Source organism: Segatella copri, from assembly GCF_949820605.1.
Classification (GTDB): domain Bacteria; phylum Bacteroidota; class Bacteroidia; order Bacteroidales; family Bacteroidaceae; genus Prevotella.
On sequence record NZ_CATKVU010000006.1, the window covers coordinates 865770 to 877453 of the forward strand.

9 protein-coding genes are annotated in these 11684 nt (G+C 43.9%); 2 read left to right on the forward strand and 7 right to left on the reverse strand.

What is annotated here, in order from left to right:
- Positions 1-34: 34 nt before the first annotated feature.
- Entirely contained in the window at positions 35-880 is an 846-nt protein-coding gene (locus tag RCO84_RS04620; protein WP_317584095.1) for an N-acetylmuramic acid 6-phosphate etherase, read from the reverse strand.
- A gap of 86 nt (positions 881-966) precedes the next feature.
- Entirely contained in the window at positions 967-1572 is a 606-nt protein-coding gene (locus RCO84_RS04625) for an HU family DNA-binding protein (RefSeq protein ID WP_317584097.1), read from the reverse strand.
- 531 nt (positions 1573-2103) lie between these two features.
- Here RCO84_RS04625 and RCO84_RS04630 point away from each other — a divergent pair.
- Positions 2104-3012 (forward strand): DNA adenine methylase, encoded by a 909-nt coding sequence (locus tag RCO84_RS04630; protein WP_317584099.1) that lies wholly within the window; start codon positions 2104-2106, stop codon positions 3010-3012.
- Positions 3009-3731: an HNH endonuclease gene (locus RCO84_RS04635; protein WP_118255720.1), complete on the forward strand. Its 723-nt coding sequence runs from the start codon at positions 3009-3011 to the stop codon at positions 3729-3731. The genes RCO84_RS04630 and RCO84_RS04635 overlap by 4 nt, the downstream gene beginning before the upstream one ends.
- Positions 3732-4060: 329 nt before the next feature.
- Here the strand turns inward: RCO84_RS04635 and RCO84_RS04640 are convergent, their stop codons facing one another.
- From RCO84_RS04640 to RCO84_RS04660, 5 genes are all read right to left on the reverse strand, one after another.
- Positions 4061-4492: a HEPN domain-containing protein gene (locus RCO84_RS04640; protein WP_317584101.1), complete on the reverse strand. Its 432-nt coding sequence runs from the start codon at positions 4490-4492 to the stop codon at positions 4061-4063.
- Positions 4489-4800 (reverse strand): nucleotidyltransferase domain-containing protein, encoded by a 312-nt coding sequence (locus RCO84_RS04645; RefSeq protein ID WP_153113999.1) that lies wholly within the window; start codon positions 4798-4800, stop codon positions 4489-4491. The genes RCO84_RS04640 and RCO84_RS04645 overlap by 4 nt, the downstream gene beginning before the upstream one ends.
- A 267-nt stretch (positions 4801-5067) precedes the next feature.
- On the reverse strand, positions 5068-10116 hold the full coding sequence (locus RCO84_RS04650) for a RecQ family ATP-dependent DNA helicase (protein WP_317584103.1): 5049 nt from the start codon (positions 10114-10116) through the stop codon (positions 5068-5070).
- Positions 10117-10252: 136 nt separating this feature from the next.
- On the reverse strand, positions 10253-10810 hold the full coding sequence (locus RCO84_RS04655) for a hypothetical protein (protein ID WP_317584105.1): 558 nt from the start codon (positions 10808-10810) through the stop codon (positions 10253-10255).
- Between the two features lie 90 nt (positions 10811-10900).
- Positions 10901-11674 (reverse strand): winged helix-turn-helix domain-containing protein, encoded by a 774-nt coding sequence (locus RCO84_RS04660; RefSeq protein WP_260849692.1) that lies wholly within the window; start codon positions 11672-11674, stop codon positions 10901-10903.
- Positions 11675-11684: the final 10 nt, after the last annotated feature.

The window sequence follows — 11684 nt, forward strand, 5'->3', positions numbered from 1 at the left end:
TATTTATATAAGGTGAAGTTTGGTCTAAATTTATCTAAATATCTAAATCGCTTTTACTCTTAAGCAAGTCTTCCGCCTTCTTTACGCTTCCTGCTTTCAGAATCAGCTGTTTCACTTCTTCGTAGTCCGTATATTGCGGATTGCGTTCCATGAAGATACGGCAGGCGCGGTCGATGAGTTTATGATTGATAAGCTTGGCGTTCACCATCTTGTTGCCTTCCACCCGTCCTTGTCTTATCTGAAGGGAAGTGCTGATCATGTCCAGAATCATCTTTTGCGATGATCCGGCTTTCATGCGGGTACTTCCCGTTACGAATTCCGGTCCCGTGATTACTTCTATGGGATAATCGGCTGCTTGGGCGATGGGAGCGTGGGGATTGTTGACGATGCAACCCGTAGGAATGCCTGCCTCCTTGCAATGTTTCAGGATGGCGAGCACGAAGGGAGTAGTGCCGCTTGCCGAGAAACCCAGCACGAAATCCTGCTCTGAGATATGCTTGTCGCAGAGCTGGTGCCAACCATTCTCCAGGTCGTCTTCTCTTGATTCCCTGGTTTGTGTAAGGCAGCCGATGCCTCCGGGGAAGATGGCTTGTATCTGCGAACCGTCGATGCCATAGGTGTTCTGCACCTCGATGGTATCGAGCGTAGCCAGTCTTCCGCCCGTTCCGCAACCGGCATAGAAGAGTCTTCCGCCCTTCTTCAGCTGCCCTTCGATGGCGGAAATCAGTTGGTTGATGGCAGGCAATGCTTGTTCTATTGCCAGAGCCACCTTCTTGTTTTCTGCATTGATATGAGCGGTGAGTTCTTCCACGCTCATCTTTTCCAGATGTTCGTAGAGCGAGCTCTGCTCTGTTATTCTTTTTTCTTCTTTATTTGGCATATTATTTTACTTTTGGTTGTAGATTACGAAAAGCTTGATTCCTGGCTATTTCCTATGGCTATAGCCGATAATCCTGATGCAGGTTTCTATTCTTCTGCCAGGAAATAAACCGGAGCATTGCGTGAACCTTCTTTAATCAGGAAACCGGATTTTTCCAGTTGCTTCAACCAGTTGAGTGCAGTCTGTTTGCGGATATGAAATTCCATTTCCAGGGTTCTGCGGTTGATGGAGCGATGGCTTTTCATATACTCTCTTATTTTCTCCTTCAAGGTATCTTCAGAAAAAGGGTAGGAGCGGGAAGTATATTGCGATTTCTCGAAATGAGTATGATACTTCACCTGTTTCAGCAGGTCTTCATTGGGGCGGAACTTGATGCCCCTTACGCTAACGTAGTCGGCTCTCACCTTGCTGTCAGGTTTCAGTTCATCCATATCCAGATTTACCGAGAGTGAGAGGTATCCGATTTCCGGGATGTTGATACGCTTTCCATCCTGCAGGTCTTCTTCGATAATGTCACGCAGTTGCATGAAGACAGTAGCCACTTCTCCCTTTCCCAAACAGCTATGTTGGGCTATTCGTTCTATCATCTGCTTGTCTGTCATCGCTGGTTCTTCGAAGACATGAGCGAATCTGCGGGTCTCCCCTTCACCTCCTGCATTGGGCAGGTAATGTATTTCGTATTTGATAGCCATAATTGTCTTGTTTTTATTTTGTTAAGATTGTATGCAGCCACAAAGGTAAGCATTTCTTCTGATAATAACGAATGTTTGGGCGGAAATATAATGATAGAAGGTGAAAGATATATCAATAGCAGTTGAAAGATACGTTGGAAGCGGTTGAAACATGCAATGGAAGTCCTTAAAAGATACTATAGAAGTTGTCGTAGAGATAAGGTTATGTCTTTGAGATATATTGATTCGTTGACCGCCCAACAGCTGTTGTGCGCTCGCATAACAGCTGATATGCACACGCACATCACGTGTTGTGCACACGCCAATCAGGTGTTGGGCGGCCTTTTTGGTAATGGTGTCTGGTCTTTGTTGGTATTATCAGTGGAGGTTAATCGGTAGTAGCGATGCCGTGTGAGCGTTAGTAGCGATGGAAAATGTATGATATAGCGTAACTTTTAACATGAAAAGTATGGTTATTTCAATATTTTATTGTACCTTTGCCCTTGGATTTGGCAAATGCCATTTCTTTTTATAAAGTAATATTTGAACATTATGGCAAAAACGGTTCCTCACATAGTACAATATCAAGGCTCAAAACGAATTTTAGCTTCTAAGATTCTTGAGTATTTTCCTCATCGCTTTGCGCGGCTTATAGAACCATTTTCGGGTATGGCTGCTATAACAATGGCTGTTGCTCAGCAACATAGAGCACAGAAATATTATTTAAATGATTTGAATACACCTCTGGTAGAAATATTGAGAGAGGCAGTTGAAACTCCAGATATACTAATCGCAGAATATGAAAAAGTATGGAAAGAGCAATTGTCGTTTAATGAAGGTAGTGTTGCACATTTTTATAAAGTTAGAGAAGAGTTTAATCAAGGAAATAAAACGGCTGCTAATATGCTATATTTATTGGCCAGATGCGTGAAAGGTTCTGTGAGATATAGCAGCGCAGGGATGTTTAATCAATCCCCTGATAAAAGAAGGAAAGGAACTTCTCCTTTGACATTAGCGAAAAATATTTATCAGATTTCTGCAATGTTGAAGGGTAAGGCTGAATTTACATCAATGGATTATCGAAAAGTGTTAGAGCAAGCTGTGCCTGGAGATTTGGTTTATATGGATCCGCCTTATCAAGGTGTATGTAATTCTCGTGATAATCGTTATTTTTCGGGTATTAATTTTTCGGAATTTGTCGAGGCTATTGCTGATTTAAATGCTCGTGGTGTAGATTTTGCGATTAGCTATGATGGCTTATGCGGTGATAAGCAATATGGCGAAGATTTACCAGAAACATTGGGCTTACGAAAAGTCTTATTGAATGCAGGTTTGTCAAGTCAAGCAATTTTACTTGGACGAAAAGAGACGACTTATGAGGCTTTGTATTTGAGTCGTAATCTACACGAGAAAAATTATGTAGTTAGTGAGCAACAACTTTTGTTTAATGAAGTAGTATGAAACTTTCAAAATCAGTTCTGGATAAATTAAATGCAATAACAGATAAACGTCCTTCAATAGTAATTCAGCATATCCTGAAATATGGCTTTATAACAACAGAGGATTTAAAAGAAAAGTATGGCTATGAGCATCCTCCACGTGCCGCAAGAGATGTTCGTGAGAGAGGGGTGAATCTATTGACATACAAAGTAAAAAGTTCGGATGGACGAAATATAGCGGCATATAAATTTGGTAAACCAGTTTTTTTAGATGATAAAGTGTCTAAAAAAGCTGGTAGAACAGCTCTTTCGAAAGCTTTGAAGAAGGCGTTGGTAGAAAAATATGGGGCTATTTGTTTCGTTTATTTACAGCCAATGCCGGAAGGTTTGCTTCAGGTGGATCATAGAATACCTTATGAAATTGGCGGCGAAAATGAAGGGAATGATATAGATTGCTATATGTTGTTAAGTCCTTCAGCTAATCGGGCAAAATCATGGACTTGTGAGCATTGCTCAAATTGGAATTTGCATGACGTGAACTTTTGTAAAAGTTGTTTTTGGGCATATCCAGAAGAGTATACTCACATTGCTGGACGAAAAGAGAGGCAGATAATAGTCACGTTTACAGACAATGAAATAGAAGATTATAATAGGTTGATAGAGTTGGTTGGAATAGATAGAGCAGAGAGAACGATAAAAGATATGATTTCTGAGTTCATTCAGACAAACAATGATAAATAAAGGAATAGAAATGAGGAAATACTATATGATATCTTCCTCATTCCTATTTTGCCATTATTAAACTTTAACGTTACACAAATTTCTTTTAAAGGCTTGAAGACTTATTGTCAATTTGTTGAAACATCAGGAATTCAGTCAGTTCGGGTCTATTTGCTGACTGCAATTTGTTCATTGTTCTTTACGTTATTCATAAAAACATTGGCCAAGTTGATTGCTGATTGTTGGGGACATTGGATAATGAGACAAAATAAATAGTTTGTTATTGAAAACATCCTTCAGCAAAACTCTTTGATACTTTGAATGTTCAATGAAATTACTGAAGGATGTTTCTATAATGTTAATTCTTTTAATTGCTTTTTAGCCATTTCTGACACTAAATCTATTAATTCCTTAGCTGGCTCAACCAATGGAAGTACCTCTGTTTCCATATCAAGAATATGACGATCTTCATAGTCGCCAGTTAATCGTAAGGAGAAAAGCTGATTGAAAGTCTTGCCATACTTTTTGTCAATGATGTTGTTCCTCAAAAAGACTTTTCCAAACATTTGGATTACGCCATTATGAGTGCTAGCTTCATACTTATAAGAAATGAGTAAAGCAGAAACTGCATAGTAAGCTGCATAGTATAAACGATTGGCTGCAGTTTCGACATAACCATTTTTTATAGAACCGACAGCTTCATTATATGTTCGATATGCTTTTTCTAGTCTATATTTTACAATTTCGGTTCTGGCAGCGTCTGTAAGTTGTCCCTTTATCATATTGTAATTCCTTCCTTATTTACGTTATGATTGAATAATGTATAATGGTTCTCCTCCCATTCTTTTTGGGAGAAAAGTATAGGGTTGATGATTTCATCAATATCCCAGCCTAATTCTCTTAGTGGATAAGAATACTTATCGTAATCTTGAAGCGTAACTTTTGGTTTGTCTAGAAGAATCAATACATCCCAATCACTTCCTTCATGTTCTGTACCTCTAGCGCGGGAACCAAACAAAATGGCTTTTGCATGAGGATCAATCTCATGCAATCTATTGTGCATTGCTTCTATGATTTGTTTCTTCTCCATATCTATCAATATTAATATATGTTGCAAAAATACAATAATAATACGAAACAGCAAGGAGTTTTAATAACTTTTTACAATTAATTTTCTGTAATTATGTAATGTGGCATTATCGTAATAGCAAAAAAGATGTATCTTGGTAGGCAAGAATCGTATAAAAAACAAGACCCGATAGCTTGACGAATCAGAGGCTACCGGGAATCAACGCTACAAAGATAGTGCTTTTTCTTGTTATAACCAAGTAAATGAACGATTTTTTATGAATTTACCTTATTTTTTCATCACCAAATCTGCGAGCACGATGGCGGATTCCTTCTCATCCCTCGGTGCATCCTTTGACTTCCATGCCACGATGAAGCGGATTCGGGCAGCGGTTACCTTGTAGCCTTTCAACTCCCATTTGCCTAGTTTCTCCTTCATCTTGATGGAGACCTGGGCTATGTCTCTGCCTGTTGATGGGAGACAGAGGCAATGGTCGTGGTAGGTTAACGGCATACCACTTCTCAGGCAAAGGATAGTGTCTTTGTGAGGCTTGGAGAAGCCCAGGTTTACATCCTTGTGTGACAGCTGAAGCACTATTTCGTTGGGCTCATCGTAGGCTTGGGCATCATAGAGATGCTGGGCACTTTTCAGGCTGTCGAAGAGATTGCCGTTGGTGTGGATGGCAAGCGTACGCTTGGCACGGGTCATGCCCACATAGTATCGGCGCAGTATGTCATCTGTAGGATGTTCGGGATGGGTAATGAGCATTAGTACATGGTCGAACTCATGGCCTTTTGCCTTGTGGATGGTGCTGACCACGATGTCTGATTTCGAGATGTCACAGAAATCTTCTACTGATGATTCGAACACGAACTCCCTCAGGTCGCTGTAGTACTTGGCACGATTGGTCTGCTCAAATATCTGGAGGCTGCGGCGCAGATATGGCAATGCCTGGCTGGTAGCATACTTTTGGAAGGTCAGCTGCTTGGTTGTTTCCCAAATATCATCAGGGATGATAGGGGATTTCGTCTCCTTGATGCCTTGGTCTATCTTCTTTAAAAAGTATCTTACCTCTGCCAGATTCCAGAAGCGTAAGCCGTCCATTGATTGTACCAGCTTGGCCTTGATGCCATGACTGTGAAGAAGAGCCAGCATGATGACAGCCTCCTCATTGGTCTGCGTAAGGATACTGATGGTTTCGTTCTTCTTGCGGGAAGATGCATCGGCTTCTTTTGAAGCGTTACTTCCTAGTAATCGCGTAACATCTTCTAGGATAGGCTGATACATATAAACCTTTTTCTCCTGAATCTCGTATGGATGCTTCACGATTCTTACCTCTCCATCTTCTTGACTCATGGAGATGATAGGGGTAGATTTGATTCGCTGGCGGATGTTGCGGGCGAAGTCGTTGGCAGCATCCACGATATGGCGAAGACTGCGGTAATTCTCCGTCATCTCGATGAAACGGCTGTGCTCTGTCTGGGTCAGTTCATAGAGATACCGCGAGTTGGAACCTCTAAACTCATAGATGTTCTGGTCATCATCTCCTACGGCAATCACCCTCATCTCTTCGTTGGCTTTCATCAGAGCAGAGACAAGGGCATAGTCATCCTTGCTCATGTCTTGCGCCTCATCGATCACGAGCACGGTCTTGCTGATGCGATTGGGCTCCACTTCTCCATTGTTGATCATTTCGGCGGCTTGCTTAACCACATCTCCTGCCTCATCCAGATTGCCAACTCTGCCTAGCAGGTCGAAGCAGTAAGAATGGAAGGTCTTGATCTCTACGAAATGGGCGGCATTGCCGATGAGTTGCATCAGTCGCTGCTTGAACTCGGTAGCGGCTGCACGCGAGAAAGTGAGCATCAGGAGTTGTTCGTGCTTTACATCTTCCAGCAGCAGGAGAGAGGCAAGCTTATGTACGAGTACACGTGTCTTGCCGCTGCCGGGACCGGCAGCGACTACGATGCAGCGAGACTCGTGGTCGTCGATGATTTCCTTCTGTCTCTTGGAGAGCATTCCGAAGAGTTTCTTATACTTCGAAGGTGTTACGTTGCGCTCTATCTCAGTCTCCCGGTTGCCCTTGAAGTATTTTGAGATGAAGCGGTGGTAGTCCATCTGGAAATAATCCTGCACATATTGCAGGGCGGCGTCATAATCCCTTACCATCAGGTTGGCATATTCGCCCACGATGTGAATCTGTTGAATCTTCTGCTTGTAGAATTCATTGAGCATGCGGTAATCCTCCTGCTTATAGTGGAGGCGAGGTTCCTTGATGCGTTTAATTGCCATTGCATTGTAGAGTACCAGGAATCCTCCTTCCAGCTTCATGGCTCCTATCTTGGAGAGATAGAGCAAGGCTTCCTCCACGTCTTCCAACTGTAGGGAAGAGAAGTCGGAAAAGAGTGACTGGTTGTTGGATTTCAGATCGTTCAGCAGTTCAACTACCGAGAATTGAAGAGGCTTCTCTTTTCTATTGTCTGTTGCGCCAGAGGCTTTTCCTAAACCTTTTTCTTCAGAAGGATTCTTTTCTTCAGAAGAGGTATTGTTGCTCTCTTCTGTTATAGTTTTACTGTTTTCTTCAGCCAGGCTGTATAGTCTTTCAATGATGAATCGACAAACCTCAATTCGTCTTTCGAATCGCTTGATGATGGTCTCTATGTCCTTGTCTCTTGTCACGATAAGATTGCAGACGCCGTCTTCCTTCTTGTGCGTATATCCCTTTACTGCCAGGAAGTATAGCAGTGTGCGGATTTTCTTTTCGGTTGAAGTGTTGATGCCGTCGTGTACGGCATTGTTATTGAGTTGCTTGTATGTGATATGCAGCGATTCATCCGGGATATGTTCCAGAATGTATCTTTCCAGTTTGGCGAAGTTTTCCAGCATCTGCTGAGGCTTTCGTTGCTTGTCGCTGATGTCTTGCAGATAGGCTGATATGTCACGGGTATCGGCAAGGATGCCTTCCTGTCGCATTCTGTCAACGGAAGAGATGACGTCTCGCTTGCTGAGTCCTAAGATGTCGGCGAGGTAATCGATGCGGGATTCAGCCTCGCTATCCTGTGCCTTGGCTATATGCTTCTGGGTGATGAGCGACTTGATGATGCGGATGGCATTCTTCATCTCATCTTCCGAGAACAGGGGTGATTCGGTGAGGCGCAGTCTTGCCTCGTCCATGTTCTTGACGGTGATGCCTGTGGCATAGACGTGCGGAATATTGTTGCCACGCTCTATGTATCCGCTCTGTTCTAGAGCAGAAAGGGCGGTGCGAACACGGGTTTCTATGTCGGATACCGAGTCGTCCCAACCGGCTTGACGGGCTATCTCCAGTGCCGAACAACTTACATGTGGGCGCTGCTTGGTAAAATCCTTAATGGCTTTCCATACCTGTTGTATCTCGCTGATGCTCAGCTTGGTTTGGTTGAGCAGGATGAAGTGCTTGTCCAAGTCCTCATCGCTATAGAGTACATAGCATTTGGCATCGAGGTGTGGATCTCTTCCTGCACGTCCAGCCTCTTGTACATAGTTCTCCAGAGAGTCGGAGATGTCGTAGTGGATAACCAGCCCCACATCGCTCTTATCTACTCCCATACCGAAGGCGGAGGTGGCAACGATGATTCTAACCTTATCGCTCATGAAGGCATCCTGATTGTGTATCTTCTCATCGGCATCCATCTTGCCATTATAGGGCAGGGTGGATATGCCGTCACGGGTCAGTTTTTGGGCGAGTTCCCGGGTTCGCTTGGTGCGGGATACGTAGATGATGGTAGGGCAATCAGCCTGCTCTACCAACGAGCGCAGGAGATTGTATTTATTGCCGTCACTATCTACGTGGATAACGGAATAGTGCAGGTTGGTACGTGAGGCTGATGAGGCGAAGAGCTGGAGGTCGGTGCCCAGCCAATGCTTGAAATAGTCGCAGATGTCCTGCACCACCTTCTGTTTTGCAGTGGCGGTAAAGCAAGATACGGGTATCAGGGTCTGAGCATGATTACGGGCTATGGCGTCCTTGCCAAACTTGCGTTCCTGATATTCCTTGATAAATTTGCCGATGTATAGGTAATCCACCCGGAAGTCTTGTCCCCATGCAGAGAAGCAGTGAGCTTCATCAATGACGAATCTCACCACATGCCGTGCCATCAGGATGCGCTCGATGGTTTTGGAGCGCAACATCTCTGGTGCTATATATAATAAGGTGGCATCTCCGCTCTGCACTCGTTCGATGGCTAGGGAGCGGGAGATAGGGTCGAGGAGACCGTTGATGGTTACGGCATCGGTGAAGCCGCGGTCTGCGAGGTTATCTACCTGGTCTTTCATCAATGATTGCAGAGGCGAGATAACCACGGTGAGTCCATGTATGGTTCTGCCATCCATCAAGGCTGGCAACTGGAAGGTGAGCGACTTGCCGCCACCCGTAGGAAATATAGCCAATAATGACTTGCCATCCACTGCTGCCTGCGATGCCTGTTCCTGCAGCGGTTCGCCATCATAGGTACGGAAGGCATCATAGCCAAAGAGTTGTTGCAGGTTGTGATGAATGTCGAGCATGCGGTTGCAATACTCGCAGCCATCGGTGCATTGGGTATGGCAGAGCATATAGATGATATGTTCTACTTCGGGATAATGGAAGAGTACCCAACCTGGGGTAACAGATTGGTAATCGTCTGTGCCTATGAGAGCCAAGGCGTATGCCAAGCCGCAAGGCGACTGGGCTGCAAGAGCCGGAATATCGGCATGGTCGCAAATATGATTCTTGTATTCAGAAAGAATGAATTCAGAAACGTCTCTGATTGCATCATCCTTTTCGATGGCTCCCACATACATCAGGAATCCTCTGAATTCCTCTTCATGCTGGAGCAGCAAGGTGAAGATTTTCCTCTTCCTTTCTGATAATTGATTCCATGCAGCGATTTCATCCATCAAAAGCTCCTTGGCTTTCTCGCAGTCATTGACTGGATTATTCATCTGCTCGCTCATCAGTTTGTCGTCCTTTACCAGATGATGGTAAGGGCGCTTGGGGAAGAGGAGCGGGGAGAGATAGAGGGTATCTATCAGTATGCCGTTGAGTTGGAGATAGCGGGCATCGTGATGAATGAGGTTATGACCGCAGATATAGTCAACCTTTCCTTCTTGCAGGAACTTGTTCAGTGCCGTCTGTGATGCTTGGTGGAAGTTGGCTCCGTCATAACGCAATGCTCCGATGTCGTGTATTTTATGGTCTTTCAGTCCCACTTCGGTATCCACGAAGGCAATGTTCCTGCTTCTGGCATCTTTCTTCTTGATGTCAGAACTTACGGTGAGATTGTTTTTCCTTTCAAAGAGGCGACTGAATATTGACATAATCTTCGATGTTTATATTTCCACCGCAAATGTACAATTATTATTTGATATATGCAAATAATCAAGCGCTTTTATCTTCTTTGAAAGCTGTTTTTATACAATTCCAAGAGGCTCGTGAGGATAACTTCAAGGCAGATTAATATGCTCCTAAAACCTTCCAGTCGTCTATGAGTTTGAACAGTCGGGGCATGGCTGGCTTGTAGCTGTCGGGATAGGTGAGGGAATAAACGAAGAGTATTCTGCCACTTTTGATGAATTTATCGTAATGACTGTAGCCATCTACTCTTACTCCGTTTTCATAGATAGGACCGGAGAGGATGAATGCCTTATTCGATGCCTGCATCGTCCGCTCCGAATGAAGCTTCTGGGCTAGAGAATCGGCACAAGCCTGGAGGGTGTTGCTATAGTTGGGGGTAACGTAACTCTCCAGGATGATGTTGGCATGATTGGTGAATGAGAAGCGGGCATAGCCCTGGTATCCCGATACCGAAGTATCCTCCTGCTGGAAGAAGCAAGGATATTTGACAACGTAGCCGAAGTCCGGATCATTGTATTCCTTCATGGGTGCCATCTCTACCTTGGTCTTGAAATCCGCCATCGGTGTATGCTGATCTTTCGTAACCTCATGATGATAGTTGATGATGAAGTTTATCATCATCAGCAAGACAACTGCTATCAAAAAAATCTTCTTCATATCTTTGCTTCTGTATTATAGCTGCAAAGGTATGAAGAAGATGAGAAACTGCCAAATAATAAGTATGACATTTGGCTGACATTTCTGAACTTATCTGATAATCAGTCGATAAGACTTGCCTCTTTCCGACTCAATCATGAGGTTGCTATTCAGCTCAATCACCGGTTTGATACGGCGAATCAAGGTATAGAGCGTTTCGCTGGCATCCGGTTTCTTAGGCCAAAGAGCATCACAAATCTCCTGTTTGGAGAGTTGATGATGCGTATTGTTGAAGAAGAGTTGCATCAGTTGGTGCTGCATCGGAGTAAACTTGATGGCTTGTCCGCTTTCCTGATTGTAGAAGGAATCCTCGTCTTGAGAATAGCACATGGTGCCGAACATATCAGCCTCATGATTCCAGGGTTGCTTTCTGCGATGATAGTATAGCGATGCAATTGCCCAAATCATAGCCATGAGGGTAAGCGTCAAAGATGTCCGCTGGTTGCTCATACTCAAAACATCTGCCATCGAACAGTTAGCATAACTTTGGATAGAATGCTCGTTGAGGAGCATCTGTTTGCTGCTGAGCAGGTTGGCGCTATTTACCAACTGGGAATTGTTTTTGCCTCTTCTTCTGTCTTCCATCACATAGCAGAGATTGCTGGTTGATTTCAGCAAATCGATACTGAGATGCGAGCGGTAGCTCTGGATGGTATCAGGCGTAATCCATTGATATTTATTTTCCTGAAGAGTCAGAGCCAAAGCTTTGTTCATATCTTGTACAATGGCATACTGAGCCTTGCGGTAGTTACTCACGCTGGAGAATGCCGCAGACATCACAAGGATGGCGAAGATGAGGATGGAATGATATGCTTTCAGTTTCATATTATCTATT

Bases quoted from the DNA above. Each gene is read 5' to 3' on its own strand.
- RCO84_RS04620 (WP_317584095.1), bottom strand. From the start codon at position 880: ATGCCAAATAAAGAAGAAAAAAGAATAACAGAGCAGAGCTCGCTCTAC.
- RCO84_RS04625 (WP_317584097.1), bottom strand. From the start codon at position 1,572: ATGGCTATCAAATACGAAATACATTACCTGCCCAATGCAGGAGGTGAA.
- RCO84_RS04630 (WP_317584099.1), top strand. From the start codon at position 2,104: ATGGCAAAAACGGTTCCTCACATAGTACAATATCAAGGCTCAAAACGA.
- RCO84_RS04635 (WP_118255720.1), top strand. From the start codon at position 3,009: ATGAAACTTTCAAAATCAGTTCTGGATAAATTAAATGCAATAACAGAT.
- RCO84_RS04640 (WP_317584101.1), bottom strand. From the start codon at position 4,492: ATGATAAAGGGACAACTTACAGACGCTGCCAGAACCGAAATTGTAAAA.
- RCO84_RS04645 (WP_153113999.1), bottom strand. From the start codon at position 4,800: ATGGAGAAGAAACAAATCATAGAAGCAATGCACAATAGATTGCATGAG.
- RCO84_RS04650 (WP_317584103.1), bottom strand. From the start codon at position 10,116: ATGTCAATATTCAGTCGCCTCTTTGAAAGGAAAAACAATCTCACCGTA.
- RCO84_RS04655 (WP_317584105.1), bottom strand. From the start codon at position 10,810: ATGAAGAAGATTTTTTTGATAGCAGTTGTCTTGCTGATGATGATAAAC.
- RCO84_RS04660 (WP_260849692.1), bottom strand. From the start codon at position 11,674: ATGAAACTGAAAGCATATCATTCCATCCTCATCTTCGCCATCCTTGTG.